This is a genomic window from Streptomyces sp. NPDC101191 (genome assembly GCF_044767915.1).
In the GTDB taxonomy this organism is placed as follows: domain Bacteria; phylum Actinomycetota; class Actinomycetes; order Streptomycetales; family Streptomycetaceae; genus Streptomyces.
The window spans coordinates 668528-684130 of the sequence record NZ_JBIWOU010000004.1 but is presented as its reverse complement, the minus strand read 5'-3'; the positions used below and the strand labels follow the sequence as shown (position 1 = coordinate 684130).

Below are 15603 nucleotides of genomic sequence, written 5' to 3'. Positions count from 1 at the left end.
TGGTGCTGAATACTTCGGTCATGGCCGGTCCGGTGCGGTGAGCTGGAGGGGACGGTCGCGTGAGCGAGATACCTGAGACGCCGAGCGGTGTCGTGTGGCAGAGCAGCCCGCCCGGGTCGATCTATGACTACATCCGGGTCGCCTCCTTCTCGATAGGTCCCGACGGGCTCGTCGACCAATGGAGCCGGCGGGCCGTGGACCTCTTCGGCGTGACCGCCGAGGAGGCCAGGGGCAAGGATCCGGTCGAGGCCTTCATGCCCGCCGACCTGCGCGAGCGCGGACATCGCAGGGTCAAGGAGATCCTCGACGGCAGGGAATGGACGGGTCTCGTCCCCTTCCGGATGCCCGGCGAGGACCGCCCCCGCGGCATCGCGGAGATGTACGTCATGCCCAGTGAGACCGAGCACGGGGAGAAGGCGGCGCTGTGCATCGTCGTCGACGTGCGGGCGCTGCGCCGGATAGAGACCGACCTCGCCGCCTCGCAGGCCATTTTCGGCCAATCCCCCTTCGGCTTTCTGCTCTTCGGCACCGACCTCACCGTGAAGCGTGCCAACCGCCGCTTCGCCACCGTCTTCGGCGGCAGCGCCGACGACCACCGCGGCCGGACCGTCCACGACTACCTCGCCCGACCCGAGGCCGAGCGGATGACCGCCGCGCTGCGCAAGGTCCTGGAGACCGGCGAGTCCGTCGCGGACCTCCAGATCGTCGGCGCCGCCCCCGGCTCCACCGACCGGCGCCACTGGTCCATCAACCTCTACCGCGTGCACAGCGGCTCCGGCCGTCCCATCGGCGTCGCCGGCCTCGGCATCGACGTCACCCGCCGGCAGAACGCCGCCCGCGAGGCCGCCAGCGCCCGCCGCAACCTCGCCCTGCTCAACGAGGCCGGCGCCCGCATCGGCAACTCCCTCGACCTGGAGGCCACCGCCCGCGAACTCCTCGACGTCACCGTCCCCGGCTTCTGCGACCTCGCCGCCGTCGACCTCTACCAGGGGCTGCTGACCGGCGACGAGGCCCCGCCCGGGCGCTGGGGCAGCTCCCACGACGTCGGCTACGGGGCGGGCAGCGCCGAACTGCGCCGCGTCGCCGTCGCCAGCGCCGTCTCCGACACCCCCGCGCGAATCGGGAAGCCGCGCCCCAGCGGGGACGACACGGCCACCCGGGCCCCGCGGGCCGAGGGCGAGGTGTGCTGCGACGCCGGTCCCATCGAGGTCGGCTCGGTCCACCGCTACGCCTTCAACTCGCCCTGCGCGGGAGCGCTGCGCACCGGCCGTGTCCGCACCGTGCCCGGCGCGGACGGCAGCCTCGTCCAGTCGACGCTCGTGGTCCCGATGGTCGCCCACGACACCGTCGTCGGCCTCGTACAGTTCTCCCGGGCCAAGGGCAGCGAGCCCTTCGGCGACCGTGACCGCGCCCTCGCCGTCGAACTCGCCGCCCGCGCCGCCGTCTGCATCGACAACGCCCGTCTCTACCGGCGCGAGCACGAGCGGGCCCTCATCCTCCAGCGCAGCCTGCTGCCGCCCGGCGACCCCGAGGCCGCCGGACTCGACATCGCCTGCCGCTATCTCCCCGGCACCGTCGGCTCCGAGGTCGGCGGCGACTGGTTCGACGTCATCGAACTCCCCGGCCACCGCACCGCGCTGGTCATCGGCGACGTCATGGGCCGCGGCCTGCGCGCCGCCGTGGCCATGGGAGAGCTGCGCACCGCCGTGCGCACCCTCGCCCAGCTCGACCTCGAACCCGCCGAGGTCCTCTCCCACCTCGACGAGATCGCGCGCGGCCTCGGCGCCCCCGCCGGCGCCCAGCAGTCCGCCCGCGCCCACAAGGCCCGCGGCCCCGAGCTGTCCGAGGTCTACCTCGCCACCTGCGTCTACGCCGTCTACGACCCCGTCACCCGGCGCTGCACCTTCGCCAACGCGGGCCATCTGCCGCCCGTGCTCGTCGAACCCGGCGAGGAGGCGCTGCTCCTCGACGTACCTCCGGGGATGCCGCTGGGCGTCGGCGGCGAGCCCTTCGAGGAGGTCGAGGTCGAGCTGCCCGAGGGCGCCCTGCTCGCCCTCTACACCGACGGGCTGGTCGAATCCCGCGACCACGCGCTCGACGAGGGACTGAGCGCCTTCCGCAGCGCCCTCGCGAACCACGGCCGGCCCCTCGAGGACGTCTGCGACCACGTCCTGACGACCCTCGACACCCGGCACGGCGAGGACGACATCGCCCTCCTCATGGCCCGCATCCAGGGGCTGCCCAGCGAGGCCGTCGGCGACTGGCGGCTCCCCAGGGAGCCCCGCTCGGTCGGCCGGGCCCGCGAACTGGCCCGCGCCCAGCTCACCGCCTGGGAGCTGGAGCCCCTGGTCGACACCGTCGAACTGCTCGTCAGCGAGCTGGTCACCAACGCCCTGCGCTACGGCGAGGGCGAGATCCGGCTGCGGCTGCTGCGCGACCGCACCCTGGTCTGCGAGGTGTGGGACGCGGGTCTCGTCCAGCCTCGGCGGCGCCGGGCCAAGGACACCGACGAGGGCGGGCGCGGACTCCAGCTGGTCGGACTGCTCAGCGCGGCCTGGGGCTCGCGGCGTACCCCTCGCGGCAAGACCGTCTGGTTCGAGCTGCCGCTGCCGGACGGCGACGGCCTCGACGAGCCGACGGTCGATCAGCTCCTCAGCATGTTCTGAGTCCCCGGACCGGTCCGGCCGCAGCCCTGACCGGTCCCCGGCCGCTCGCTGTCGCAGGGTTACGGGGTGCCCTTGAGCGCGGCCAGCCGGGCCTCGATCTCCGCCTGGTCGCCGAGCGCGTCCAACTGCTCGAACTGGGCGTCCAGCGAGGAGGCGGCGAGCTCCTGCTTGCCCAGCGCTCTCGCCTCCTCCCGGCGGACCTTGTCCTCGAAGCGGCTCAGCTCGCTGGTCGGGTCCAGGACGTCGATGTTCTTCACCGCGTCCAGCATCGTGTTCTGCGCATGCGCCGACCTGGCCCGCGCGACCAGCTCGTCCCGCTTGGCCTGGAGCTCGCCCAGCTTGGCCTTCATCTGGTCGAGGCCCGACCTGAGCTTCGCCACCACCTCGGTCTGCGCGGCGATCGTCGGCTCCGCCGTCCGCGCCTCCTTCTCCGACTGCAGCTGGCGGCCGAGCGCGACCTTCGCCAGATTGTCGAAGCGGTCCGCCTCCGCCTGCTGTCCGCCGGCCCGCAGCTCGTCCGCCTTGCGGCTCGCGGCCAGGGCCTTCTCGCCCCACTCCTTCGCCGCGCCCACGTCCTCCCGGTGGTCCTGCTCCATCAGGCGCAGGTTGCCGATGGTCGCCGCCACCGCCTCCTCCGCCTCCGTGATGTTGCTCGAATAGTCCCGGATCAGCTGGTCCAGCATCTTCTGCGGATCCTCGGCCTGGTCGAGGAGCGCGTTGATGTTGGCCTTCGCCAGCTGGGCGACCCGGCCCAGGATGGTCTGCTTGCTCATGGTCGGTCTCCTTGCGTGCGCGACGTACAAGACGTACGAGTCGGTCGACGAGCCACAGGACGGCCTCAGAAACGCCCGCCGCCGCCCAGCCGGCCGCGGGTGCCCCCGCCGCCGAAGCTGCCGGGTCCACCGTCGAAGCCTCCGCCCCCGAACCCCCCGCCACGACCACCACCGTGTCCACCCCCACCACGTCCTCCCCCGAACAGTCCGCCGAGGATGATGCCGCCGAGCACGGCCCCTCCGAGCCCGCCCCCGCCTGCACCTCCCACCCCTGATACACCGCCCAGGCCGTTAGGGTTCCCGTACGACCGCACGTCCCGCTCGGCGAGCTCCTGCGCCCGCCGGGCGAGCAGGTCCGCCTGCTGTGCCTCGGCGAGCGCCGCCTGCGGGTCGTCTTCGGCCAGCTGTGCCGACCGCTCCAGGCGCCGCTGGGCCTCGGCCAGGCGGGTACGGGCCTCGGCTCCCACGGCGCCGCGGTGCGTGGTGACGAAGTCGGAGGCCGCGCCGATCGCCGAACGGGCCGTCAGCGTCGTCTGGTCCAGGAGCGCGCGGGCGCGCCGGCTGCCCGACTCGCGCTCCCGCGCGCCCTCCAGGGCCTCGTCGAGCGCCGTGTCCGCCTCCTCGACCCGGCGCAGCGCGTCGATCGGGTCGTAGCGCTCGGAGTCCACCACCGTGCGCACGTCGGCGAGCACCGCCTCGGCCCGTCCCACCCGGCCCCGCAGGTCCGCAGTCGACACCCCTTCCGCGGTGCCTTCGAGCAGCCCGCGGGCGTCCGCCAGGTCCGCCTCGGTCTCGGCGAGTGCCCGGGACAGCTTCCCGACCGCCTCGGCGAGCTCCTGGGCCCGCCGGTCCACGGCCTCGATCAGCCGGGCGGCCTGGTCGACGGCGCCCTCGGCGGCCCGGATCTGCACGGCGCCGCCGCCGTTGTCGCCCTTGTCCAGCTGCTGCCGGGCCCGGTTCACGGTGGCGGTCGCGAACACCAGCCGGTCCTTCGCCTGTTCGACGGCGCCGGACACCGGGCCGGCCGCGGACTCGGTGTACCGCTCGCGCATCGCCGTCAACGTCGCCTCCGCGGTGCCCATCCGGGCGGTCTGCTCGCGGAAGGCCGCCTCGACGGCCTCCAGGGCCTGCGGGGCGTTGTGTTCCAGGGCGCGCAGCCGGTCGAAGTCCTCCGCCTCGGCGTCGAGGCGGGCGTTGACGTCGGCGCAGCGCTTGAGGATCTCGTCGAGCATGGACCGCCGGGTCGCGTCGTCCTCGGGGAACGCGTCGTCGAGCTGCTGCCGCAGCCGGAAGGCGGCCGTGAGCTCGCCCTCCGCGTACCGCACCGCCTCGGTGAAGCGGGTGGCCGCCTCCTCGCCGAACTGGGCTGTCGCGAAGCCCAGTTCCTCCGTGCTGGTCCGCACGGCATCGTCGGTGGCGACGAGCGCCTGCCGGGCCTGCCCGTCGAGTTCGTCGAGGCGGGGCGGCTGGGGCCCCTTGGGCGTGCCCCACCCGCCCCCACCGGTGGCGGAGCCCCCGGCCCCGCCGCCCGGTGTGGTGCGGGTGGCCACCCGGCGACGGCGCTTGGCGTACGCGTACGCGGCGATCGCCCCGGCGCCTCCGATCAGCACCACGGGCAGCACCAGGTCGGTGGCGGAGGTCGAGTCGGCGGCCGCCCCGCCGCCGGGGTCGGCGGGGCCGGGGGTGATCGCCGGGGTGGGCACGGGCTGTCCGGCGAGGACGGCCGTGTAGCCGTTCGCGGCGCCGATCGCCGCGCCCGCCCAGTCGTTCTGCCGCAGCGCCGGTTCGATCGCGGTGCGGGCCACGTCGTCGAGCTGGGCCCGGGTGAAGCGGGAGCCGGGGTCGGCGGAGTAGCCGTACCGCCGGTCGTGGGTGGCGACGGCGAGCAGGACGTCGTCGCGTCCCAGGCCGTTGCGTTCGGCGGTGGCGTCGGCCCAGCCCTGCCCCGGGCGGCCGGAGAAGTCCCGTACGTAGACGACGAAGAGCTGCACCCGCCGGGCTTCGTAGAGCCCGTCGAGGGCCTGGACCACCGCGGGGCGCCGGTCGCCGAGGGCGTCGACGCGGTCGGTGATCTGTCCCTCCCGGGACAGGACGACGGGGTCGTCGGCGTGGGCGCCGGGAACGGCGGGCACGACCAGCCACCACGCCGCCATCAGCACGGACAGCAGGGCTCGGGTGGCGGTTCGTGTCACAAAAGTGAGGTTATGTCCGGGATTATGGGTGCGCGAGCGGGCCGGGCCGGACGTGCGGAAACCGTTCTCCACAGGATCGCGTCACTGTCGGTAGCCATCGCTACGGTGGTTCCAGTGACACGACGACCCTCGGGGGGCCCGGGTGAACGGACGATGGAAGAGCGTGTGGCGGCGGGGGCGCTGGTGCGTCCTCGGTCTCGTCCTCGTGCTCGTCGTGCCGGTGCTGGTCGGGGGCACGGCCCTGCGCCTCAACTTCACGGGCGAGCTGCGCGAGGGGACGAAGAGCCGCGGCAAGGACGCCATCTGGCTCGGCCACGCCTGGGTCGACGGCCGGAAGAAGGACGCCGACCTCGCCGCGTTCGCCGAGCGGATCAAGGGCACGGGCCTGCGCGACCTGTACGTACACGCGGGACCCCTCGAACACGACGGCACCCTGCCCGCCGCCCGTCATCCCCGGGCGCGCCTGCTCGTCGACGCCGTCCACCGCACCATGCCGGGCATACGGGTGCACGCGTGGCTGGGCGACGTGCTCGCCACCGAGGGCCCCGACGGGTTGCGCCTGGAGGACGCGGCCACCCGGGCCGCCGTCGTGTCTTCGGCCCGCCAGGTCCTCGACGCCGGATTCGACGGCGTCCACTTCGACCTGGAGCCGCTGCACTCCGACGACCGTGACTATCTGTCGCTGCTCGACGACCTCGGGGCGCTGACCCGGCCCCGCAAGGCGCTGCTCTCGGTCGCCGCGCACCAGATAGACCCGCTGCCGGGCGCGCACAGCGCGCTCGGCGCGGTGTCAGGCAGCGAGAAGTGGTGGTCGCAGGAGTTCTTCGGGCAGGTCGCCCGGCGGGTCGACCAGATCGCGGTCATGTCGTACGACACCTGGATGCCGCTGGAGGGGATGTACGGCGGCTACGTCGCCCAGCAGACCAGCCTCGCCCTGGAGGTGACGCCCGAGGGCACGGACCTGCTCATGGGTCTGCCCTTCTTCCACGAGGACGACCTGGGGCACCACGAGTCCGCCGAGACCGTCGCCGCCGCGGTCCGGGGCGCCCGCCTCGGACTCGGACGCACGGACCCGGACCGCGAGCGCTTCGGCCTGGCGCTGTACGTGGACTTCGCGGCGGAGGAGGGCGACTGGCGGGCGTACCGGGAGGGCTGGCACTGACCTGACCTGACCCGACCCGACTCGACCCGACGGACTCGGCCCGGAACGCCCGGACGCGACGCCGGCCGCCGCCGACGCCCGGCCGCCGCGCCGGCCGCCGCCCACGCCCGCCCGGTGTCAGCCCTTTCGCTGCCGCCGCCCGCCCGGTTTCAGCCCCTTCGCCGCCGCCTGCCCCGGTGTCAGCCCTTTCGCCGCCTGATCGTCCGGCCCAGCCACACCACCGGGTCGTACTTCCGGTCCACGACCCGCTCCTTCATCGGGATCAGCGCGTTGTCCGTGATCCGGATGTCCTCCGGGCACACCTCGGTGCAGCACTTGGTGATGTTGCAGTAGCCGAGGCCGTGTTCGTCCTGCGCGGTGCGGCGGCGGTCGAGGCCGGTCTCCTCGGCCGCGTCGAGCGGGTGCATGTCGAGCTCGGCGATCCGCATGAGGAAGCGCGGGCCGGCGAACACGGCCTTGTTCTCCTCGTGGTCGCGCACCACATGGCAGGTGTCCTGGCACAGGAAGCACTCGATGCACTTCCGGAACTCCTGCGAGCGGTCGACGTCCTCCTGCTTCATCCGGTACTCGCCGGGAGCGAGCCCGGCGGGCGGCACGAAGGCCGGGATCTCCCGTGCCTTCGCGTAGTTGAAGGAGACGTCCGTGACCAGGTCGCGGATCACGGGGAACGCCCGCATCGGCGTCACCGTGATCGTCTCGTCCCGCCCGAACACCGACATCCGGGTCATGCACATCAGCCGCGGCCGGCCGTTGATCTCGGCCGAGCAGGAACCGCACTTGCCGGCCTTGCAGTTCCAGCGCACCGCCAGGTCGGGGGCCTGGGTGGCCTGAAGGCGGTGCACGATGTCGAGCACCACCTCGCCGTCGTGCACCTCGACGGTGTAGTCGGTGAGGCCGCCGCCGTCGGCGTCGCCCCGCCAGATCCGGAACCTCGCGTCGTACGTGCTCATGCGTCCAGCTCCTCCCCGGCGAGGTACTTCGCCAGCTCCTCCTTCTCGAAGAGGGCGAGCAGATCCGCCCTGATCGGCTCGGTGCGCACACGCTCCAGGTCCACCCCGCCGCCGTCGGCCGCCCGGCAGCGCAGGTTCACCGGGCGCCAGGCGCGGTCCATGGACGGATGGTCCTCGCGGGTGTGCCCGCCCCGGGACTCCGTGCGCTCCAGGGCCGCCCGCGCCACGCATTCGCTGACCAGGAGCATGTTGCGCAGGTCGAGCGCGAGGTGCCAGCCGGGGTTGAACTGCCGGTGCCCCTCGACGGCGACCCGCCGCGCCCGCTCGCGCAGCTCGGCGATCCGCTCCAGGGCCTCGGCCATCTCGCCCGCCCGCCGGATGATCCCGACGAGGTCGTTCATCGTCTGCTGGAGCTCCTGGTGGAGGGTGTAGGGGTTCTCGCCCTCGCCGTCGAAGGGGGCCAGCGCCTCCGTCCGGGCCGCCGCCACCGCCTCCTCGCCGACGTGGGTGGGGCCGGCCTGCGCCGCGTAGGCGGCCGCGTGCAGTCCGGCCCGGCGCCCGAACACGAGCAGGTCCGAGAGGGAGTTGCCGCCGAGCCGGTTCGAGCCGTGCATGCCGCCCGCGACCTCGCCGGCCGCGAAGAGCCCCGGCACACCGACCGTGGCGGCCGACTCCGAGTCGACGGCGACGCCGCCCATCACGTAGTGGCAGGTCGGCCCGACCTCCATGGCCTCGGCCGTGATGTCGACGTCCGCGAGCTCCTTGAACTGGTGGTACATCGAGGGCAGCCGGCGCCGGATCACCTCCGCCGACATGCGGGTCGAGACGTCGAGGAAGACCCCGCCGTGCGGGGAACCGCGGCCCGCCTTGACCTCCGCGTTGATCGCCCGGGCCACCTCGTCGCGCGGCAGCAGCTCCGGCGGGCGGCGGTTGTGGTCCGGGTCCTCGTACCAGCGGTCGCCCTCCTCCTCGGACTGGGCGTACTTCTCCTTGAAGACCTCGGGGACGTAGTCGAACATGAAGCGCCGTCCCTCGGAGTTCCGCAGCACCCCGCCGTCGCCGCGTACGGACTCGGTGACCAGGATCCCCTTCACCGACGGCGGCCAGACCATGCCGGTGGGGTGGAACTGCACGAACTCCATGTTCACCAGCGGCGCCCCGGCGAGCAGCGCGAGCGCGTGTCCGTCGCCCGTGTACTCCCAGGAGTTGGACGTCACCTTGAAGGACTTGCCGATGCCGCCGGTCGCGAGGACGACCGCGGGGCCCTGGAGCACGAAGAAGCGGCCGGACTCCCGCTCGTAGCAGAAGACCCCGGCAACCCTCCCGGCCCCGTCCTCGAGGACGCGGGTGACCGTGCACTCCTGGAAGATCCTCAGCCGGCTCTCGTAGTCACCGGTCTCGCGGTAGTCCTCCTGCTGGAGGGAGACGATCTTCTGCTGGAGGGTGCGGATCAGTTCGAGGCCGGTCCGGTCGCCGACGTGGGCGAGCCGGGGGTACTCGTGGCCGCCGAAGTTGCGCTGCGAGATGCGCCCGTCGGGGGTGCGGTCGAAGAGGGCGCCCCAGGTCTCCAGCTCCCACACCCGGTCGGGCGCCTCCTGGGCGTGCAGCTCGGCCATCCGCCACTGGTTGAGGAACTTGCCGCCCCGCATGGTGTCGCGGAAGTGGGTCTGCCAGGTGTCGTGCGGATTGGCGTTGGCCATGGAGGCGGCGATACCGCCCTCGGCCATCACGGTGTGCGCCTTGCCGAACAGGGACTTGCAGATCACGGCCGTACGGGCGCCCCGCTGCCGCGCCTCGATCGCCGCGCGCAGCCCGGCGCCCCCCGCGCCGACCACGATCACGTCCCACTGCTGTCGCTCCACAGGAGTCATGTCAGAAGAACCTCGGGTCGTCGAAGGCACCGGTGGCGAGGAGGTACACGTAGAGGTCGCAGACGGCGACGCTGATCAGCGAGGCCCAGGCGAGCTGCATGTGGCGGCGGTTCAGCCGGCCCACCCAGGTCCAGAGCCGGTAGCGGACGGGATGCTTAGAGAAGTGCCGCAGCCGGCCGCCGACGATGTGCCGGCAGGAGTGGCAGGACAGCGTGTACGCCCAGATCAGCACGATGTTGACGAGGAAGACGAGCGTTCCGAGCCCCGCGTGGCCCCAGGCGTAGTCCTCGTTCCGGAAGGTCAGGACGGTGTCGTAGGTGAGGATGCCGGCGACCGGGAGGGCCAGGTAGAAGAAGTACCGGTGGAGGTTCTGCAGGATCAGCGGGAAGCGGGTCTCGCCGCTGTAGGCGGTGTGCGGCTCGGCGACCGCGCAGGCCGGGGGAGACGCCCAGAAGCCCCGGTAGTAGGCCTTGCGGTAGTAGTAGCAGGTCAGCCGGAAGCCCAGGGGGAAGACCAGGATGAGCAGGGCGGGGGAGAGGCCCCACCAGCTCCCGAACAGCGCCCAGTTGGGGCCGCCGCGCATGGGGACGCAGTTCTCCGCGAGGCACGGCGAGTAGAACGGCGACACGTAGGGGGCGGCGTAGTAGTCGGCGTTCGCGAAGGCCCGCCAGGTCGAGTACGCGATGAAGGCGAGCAGTCCGGCCGCGGTGGCGGCGGGCGCCAGCCACCAGCGGTCGGTGCGCAGATGGCGAGCGGCGAGGGAGGCGCGCCCCGTGGAGCGCACCCCCGTCGCCGTTCCGTTCCTCGTCGGGGGTCGGGTACCTGTGGCCAACAGGGCCTCCTCGGCATTACGGCGCGTGGCGGTCGCGTGCTCCCAGGCCCTCGTCGTCGATGTCGGTCCACTTCTGGGAGTCGTACGGGGTGTCGGGGATCGTCACCATGCTGTCGGCGCGGCCTTCCTTCGGCACCCTGGGCGCGCTCCGCTCCGCCCCTACGCGGCGTTCCAGTTCTTCGACCGTGTGTTCCAGGTCTTGCAGGCGGCGCCTGACGGCCGCGAGATCGTCCTGAACGGACATGGTTGCCCTCACTTCCGCGAGCGCGGGTCACACGCGAGTGTCGCGCGTCACATCCCGCTTGTGAAGCCGTGTGCACGTGATTCCACCCGTCCGGAGCGCCCCGGATTTTGGGCGATTGGGCCGCACGAGTGGGGTTTGCCGGACGTGCCGCCGTGTCGCCGTCACCGGATCCGCTCCGTCCTTTTCAGTGTATGAGCAATAGGTGTGATCATCTCCAAATGGCATGAAACTGGACGAAGGGGTACAAGTCATGTCCCAGGTCGGCGCCCCTCGCGGGAGGACATGCTCCAGGAGCCCCCGCTCCCGCACGCTCCGCTCCGTCGCGACCCTCGGCAGCGCGGTCCTCGCGCTCGCCGTCCTCGCGGGATGCAGCTCCGGCGACACCGGCGACGAGCCGCCGGCCGCCGCCCAGGACAACGCGCCGGCGGCACGCGACCGGGTCGCCGACGGAGGAACCCTCCGCTGGGCGGTCGACGCGCTGCCCACCACCCTCAACGCCTTCCAGGCCGACGCCGACGGCGCCACCGCCCGCGTCGCGGGCGCCGTGCTGCCCGCGCTCCACACCCTCGACGAGCGCGGCCGGCCGCGCCTGAACCCGGACTACCTGGAATCCGCCGAGGTCATCGAGACGGAGCCCAAGCAGGTCGTCCTCTACAAGCTCAACCAGCAGGCGGTGTGGAGCGACGGGCGCGAGATCGGCGCCCCGGACTTCGTCGCCCAGTGGCGCGCGCTCAGCGGCCGGGACACCGCCTACTGGACGGCCCGCAACGCCGGCTACGAGCGGATCGAGAAGATCGAGCGCGGCAAGGACGACCTGGAGGTCCGGGTCACCTTCGGCAAGCCCTACGCGGACTGGCGCTCGCTCTTCACCCCGCTCTACCCGAAGGAGGTGATGGGCTCCCCGAACGCCTTCAACGACGGAGCCCGCGCCTCCCTCAAGGCCACTGCAGGACCGTTCCTTCTGAAGGCGGTCGACCAGAAGGCCGGCACCGTCACGCTCACCCGCAACCCCCGCTGGTGGGGGCAGAACGCCAAGCTCGACACGGTCGTGCTCACCGCGGTGCCCCGCGCCGACCGGGCCGCCGCGCTCGCCGCCGGCAAGCTGGACCTCGCCGAGATCGACCGGGCCGTCGCCGAGCGGATCGCCCAAGCCCGGGCCGGCCAGAGCGGCGGGCAGGCCCCCGCCCACGGGCCCGGCGCCGGGGCCGCCCCCGCGACCGCCCTGAAGTCGTGGGCGCTCGCCTACGGCTCCGACGGGGACAAGGCCGAGGAGGTACGGGCCGCCCGCGAGAAGAACCAGCAGGCCGTCGCCCGGTACGCGGCCGAGCAGAACGGCCTGGCCCGGTTCGTGGTCCGCAAGTCCCTGGAGCCCGCCTACACCCAGCTCTCCCTCAACGGGGAGTCCGGGCCGCTCGCCGACGAGCGGGTGCGCCGGGCGGTGGCCCGCGCCATCGACCGCCAGGAGCTGGCCGAGACGGTGCTCAAGCCGCTCGGCCTGCCGGCCAGGCCCCCGGGCAGCCACCTCGCGCTCGCCGGCCAGGCCGCGTACGCGGACAGCAGCGACGCGCTCGGCAGTCAGGACACCAAGGAGGCGCGGGCGCTGCTGGCCGACGCCGGCTGGGTGCCGGGCGGGGCGCTGCAGAAGCCGGCCGCCGGGACGAAGGCGGGCAGCGAGGCCACGAAGAAGGACGCCCAGAAGCCGGCGGCCGACCAGGGCGCCGAGAAGAAGACGGAGAAGAAGACCGACGAGAAGCCGCCGGCGAAGGAGGCGGACGCCGCCTCCGACGACGGCCTCTACATCGTCGGCGACGACAAGCCCGGCGAGCGCCGGGCGACCGGCCCGCTGATCGGGGCAGGCGGCCCCGAGAACGGCACCAACATCCTCGCGCCGGCCCCGGTCGCCGCCCTGCAGAGCGCGGCGCTGCTCCGCCAGGCCGCCGCCCTCGACACCGGCGGCGGCGCCGGCCCCCAGGCGCAGTCGCAGCTCCAGGCGCACCCCGCCCAGCCGGTGGCAGGCGCCTACGCCCCGCGCGGCACCGCCGCCCCGGCCGCCGCCGACGGCGCCGCGAAGGGCCTGGGCAAGGACGGCAAGGCGCTCAGCCTCCGCTTCGTCCTGCCCTCGGGCCCCGGCTCGGAGTCGCTGCGGGCGGTCGGCGACCGGATCGTGCGGATGCTCGACGCCGTCGGCATCCGCACCGAGGTCACCAAGGTCTCCGACGAGAGCTTCTTCAAGGACCACATCGCCTCCGGCGACTACGACCTGGCCCTCTACTCCTGGCCCGCGACCGCCTTCCCGGCGACCGACGCCCGGCCGATCTACGCCAAGCCCGAGCCGGCCTCCGACGGCTCGCTCCTGGTGGAGCAGAACTACTCCCGGGTCGGCACCGACCGCATCGACCAGCTCTTCGACCAGGCGGCCGCCACCCTCGACGAGGAGGAGGCCCGCGACCTGGTCCGCCAGGCGGACGCCCGGATCTGGGCCGCGGCCGGGTCCATCCCGCTCTACCAGCGCCCGCAGCTCGTGGCGGCCAGGCCGGAGATCGTGAACGCCGGGGCCTGGGGCTTCGCGGCCCCCCGCTACCAGGACATCGGCTTCAAGAAGCCCGAGTCGGCACAGGGCGCGGAGCGCAACACCCGCAAGTGACCGCAATACCCTAAAGCCGCCGAAAGTCCAAGTCGCAAGCTCAGAAGCAGCTCAATTTCCTTGCCCGCCGGTGACCCCGGCGGGCAGGATCACGTTGGCCCCTTGACCCGGTCGCATGATCTTCCCCACACCCTGAAAACTCCCAGTAGACCCTCTCGGATCCCTCCGGGGAAGCCCCTTGCACGGCAGCCCCGTACCATAGGACATAGCCGTGGCGCGTCCGCCCGGCGGGCGTAAGAGGAACTGACGCCGATTCCCACGATCCGAGAGAAGCGCAAGCCACCCATGCCCACGCGCCACGACATCCGTAACGTCGCCATCGTCGCCCACGTCGACCACGGCAAGACGACCATCGTCGACGCCATGCTCAAGCAGGCCGGTGCCTTCGCCGCCCACCAGCAGCTCGACGACCGCATGATGGACTCGAACGACCTGGAGCGTGAGAAGGGCATCACGATCCTCGCCAAGAACACGGCGGTGAAGTATCACCCCAAGGACGGCGGGGCCCCGATCACGATCAACATCATCGACACCCCCGGTCACGCCGACTTCGGCGGCGAGGTCGAGCGCGGTCTGTCGATGGTCGACGCGGTCGTCCTCCTGGTGGACGCCTCCGAGGGTCCGCTCCCGCAGACCCGGTTCGTGCTGCGCAAGGCCCTCATGCAGCGCAAGCCCGTCATCCTCTGCATCAACAAGACGGACCGCCCGGACTCCCGGATCGACGAGGTCGTCAACGAGACCTACGACCTCTTCCTGGACCTGGACGCCGACGAGGACCAGATCGAGTTCCCGATCGTCTACGCCTGCGGCCGTGACGGCATCGCCTCGCTGACCAAGCCGGAGGACGGCACCGTCCCGGCGGACTCCACCAACCTGGAGCCCTTCTTCTCCACGATCCTGGAGCACGTCCCGGCCCCGACGTTCGAGGAGGACGCGCCGCTGCAGGCCCACGTCACCAACCTCGACGCCGACAACTTCCTCGGCCGTATCGCGCTGCTCCGGGTCGAGCAGGGCGAGCTGCGCAAGGGCCAGACGGTCGCGTGGATCAAGCGCGACGGCTCGATCCAGAACGTCCGCATCACCGAGCTGATGATGACCGAGGCGCTCACCCGCAAGCCGGCCGAGGTCGCCGGCCCCGGTGACATCTGTGCCGTCGCCGGTATCCCGGAGATCATGATCGGCGAGACCCTGGCCGACCCGGAGAACCCGGTCGCGCTGCCCCTCATCACGGTGGACGAGCCGGCCATCTCCATGGTCATCGGCACCAACACCTCTCCGCTGGTCGGCCGCGGCGGCACCGGCAAGGGCGCGGACGCCAAGACCGCGGTCAAGGACCGCAAGGTCACCGCGCGCCAGGTGAAGGACCGCCTGGACCGCGAGCTGATCGGTAACGTCTCGCTGCGCGTCCTCGAGACCGAGCGTCCCGACGCCTGGGAGGTCCAGGGCCGTGGTGAGCTCGCGCTCGCCATCCTGGTCGAGCAGATGCGCCGCGAGGGCTTCGAGCTGACCATCGGCAAGCCGCAGGTCGTCACCAAGGACGTCGACGGCAAGGTCCACGAGCCGGTCGAGCGCATGACGATCGACGTGCCCGAGGAGCACATGGGTGCCGTCACCCAGCTCATGGGCGTCCGCAAGGGCCGCATGGACAACATGTCGAACCACGGCTCCGGCTGGGTCCGCATGGAGTTCGTCGTTCCGTCCCGTGGCCTCATCGGCTTCCGTACGGAGTTCCTGACCCAGACCCGCGGTACGGGCATCGCGCACTCGATCCACGAGGGCCACGAGCCGTGGTTCGGCCCGCTGCAGACCCGTAACAACGGTTCGCTGGTCGCCGACCGCGCCGGTTCCGTCACCGCTTTCGCGATGACCAACCTGCAGGAGCGCGGCGTGCTGTTCACCGACCCCGGCACCGAGGTCTACGAGGGCATGATCGTCGGCGAGAACTCGCGCTCCGACGACATGGACGTGAACATCACCAAGGAGAAGAAGCTCACGAACATGCGGTCCTCGTCGGCCGACTCGTTCGAGGCCATCGTCCCGCCGCGCAAGCTCTCCCTGGAGCAGTCCCTGGAGTTCTGCCGCGACGACGAGTGCGTCGAGGTGACCCCGGAGGCCGTCCGCATCCGCAAGGTCAACCTGGACCAGCGCGAGCGTGCCCGCGCCGCGTCCCGCGCCAAGAACGGCTGACCCTCAGGGGTTTGAGCGAAAGCTCACATCAAGGGCCCGGCCCCCTGCACACTGTGCGGGGGGCCGGGCCCTTGGCGTACCG

Annotated in this window: 10 protein-coding genes; 4 read left to right on the top strand and 6 right to left on the bottom strand. The window is 72.4% G+C overall.

The window, feature by feature from the left end:
* Positions 1–59: 59 nt before the first annotated feature.
* Positions 60–2666, top strand: coding sequence for a SpoIIE family protein phosphatase (locus tag ACIRQF_RS19690; RefSeq protein ID WP_389759120.1), 2607 nt, complete (start codon positions 60–62; stop codon positions 2664–2666).
* A 59-nt stretch (positions 2667–2725) separates the two neighbouring features.
* Here ACIRQF_RS19690 and ACIRQF_RS19685 read toward each other — a convergent pair whose 3' ends face one another.
* Entirely contained in the window at positions 2726–3439 is a 714-nt protein-coding gene (locus ACIRQF_RS19685; RefSeq protein ID WP_376632048.1) for a PspA/IM30 family protein, read from the bottom strand.
* Between the two features lie 65 nt (positions 3440–3504).
* Positions 3505–5592 (bottom strand): TPM domain-containing protein, encoded by a 2088-nt coding sequence (locus ACIRQF_RS19680; protein WP_404093647.1) that lies wholly within the window; start codon positions 5590–5592, stop codon positions 3505–3507.
* Positions 5593–5773: 181 nt separating this feature from the next.
* Between ACIRQF_RS19680 and ACIRQF_RS19675 the strand changes: the two genes are divergently transcribed.
* The gene (locus ACIRQF_RS19675) at positions 5774–6793 is read left to right on the top strand and encodes a hypothetical protein (protein WP_389759125.1); all 1020 of its coding nucleotides are present in this window, start codon (positions 5774–5776) and stop codon (positions 6791–6793) included.
* Between the two features lie 179 nt (positions 6794–6972).
* Here the strand turns inward: ACIRQF_RS19675 and ACIRQF_RS19670 are convergent, their stop codons facing one another.
* From ACIRQF_RS19670 to ACIRQF_RS19655, 4 genes are read right to left on the bottom strand one after another with little or no spacing between them, the layout of a single operon-like run.
* Positions 6973–7743, bottom strand: coding sequence for a succinate dehydrogenase/fumarate reductase iron-sulfur subunit (locus tag ACIRQF_RS19670; protein WP_382486282.1), 771 nt, complete (start codon positions 7741–7743; stop codon positions 6973–6975).
* The gene (locus ACIRQF_RS19665; RefSeq protein WP_404093594.1) at positions 7740–9614 is read right to left on the bottom strand and encodes a fumarate reductase/succinate dehydrogenase flavoprotein subunit; all 1875 of its coding nucleotides are present in this window, start codon (positions 9612–9614) and stop codon (positions 7740–7742) included. The genes ACIRQF_RS19670 and ACIRQF_RS19665 overlap by 4 nt, the downstream gene beginning before the upstream one ends.
* Position 9615: 1 nt before the next feature.
* Positions 9616–10446: a hypothetical protein gene (locus ACIRQF_RS19660; RefSeq protein ID WP_376632056.1), complete on the bottom strand. Its 831-nt coding sequence runs from the start codon at positions 10444–10446 to the stop codon at positions 9616–9618.
* A gap of 16 nt (positions 10447–10462) precedes the next feature.
* Entirely contained in the window at positions 10463–10690 is a 228-nt protein-coding gene (locus ACIRQF_RS19655) for a hypothetical protein (RefSeq protein ID WP_376632058.1), read from the bottom strand.
* Between the two features lie 250 nt (positions 10691–10940).
* Between ACIRQF_RS19655 and ACIRQF_RS19650 the strand changes: the two genes are divergently transcribed.
* Positions 10941–13334, top strand: coding sequence for an ABC transporter family substrate-binding protein (locus ACIRQF_RS19650; protein WP_404093592.1), 2394 nt, complete (start codon positions 10941–10943; stop codon positions 13332–13334).
* A gap of 285 nt (positions 13335–13619) precedes the next feature.
* On the top strand, positions 13620–15521 hold the full coding sequence (gene typA, locus ACIRQF_RS19645; RefSeq protein ID WP_376632061.1) for a translational GTPase TypA: 1902 nt from the start codon (positions 13620–13622) through the stop codon (positions 15519–15521).
* Positions 15522–15603: the final 82 nt, after the last annotated feature.

Coding starts and splice junctions, on each gene's coding strand:
- ACIRQF_RS19685 (WP_376632048.1), bottom strand. CDS start 3,439: ATGAGCAAGCAGACCATCCTGGGCCGGGTCGCCCAGCTGGCGAAGGCC.
- ACIRQF_RS19680 (WP_404093647.1), bottom strand. CDS start 5,592: ATGGCGGCGTGGTGGCTGGTCGTGCCCGCCGTTCCCGGCGCCCACGCC.
- ACIRQF_RS19670 (WP_382486282.1), bottom strand. CDS start 7,743: ATGAGCACGTACGACGCGAGGTTCCGGATCTGGCGGGGCGACGCCGAC.
- ACIRQF_RS19665 (WP_404093594.1), bottom strand. CDS start 9,614: ATGACTCCTGTGGAGCGACAGCAGTGGGACGTGATCGTGGTCGGCGCG.
- ACIRQF_RS19655 (WP_376632058.1), bottom strand. CDS start 10,690: ATGTCCGTTCAGGACGATCTCGCGGCCGTCAGGCGCCGCCTGCAAGAC.
- ACIRQF_RS19650 (WP_404093592.1), top strand. CDS start 10,941: ATGTCCCAGGTCGGCGCCCCTCGCGGGAGGACATGCTCCAGGAGCCCC.
- typA (WP_376632061.1), top strand. CDS start 13,620: ATGCCCACGCGCCACGACATCCGTAACGTCGCCATCGTCGCCCACGTC.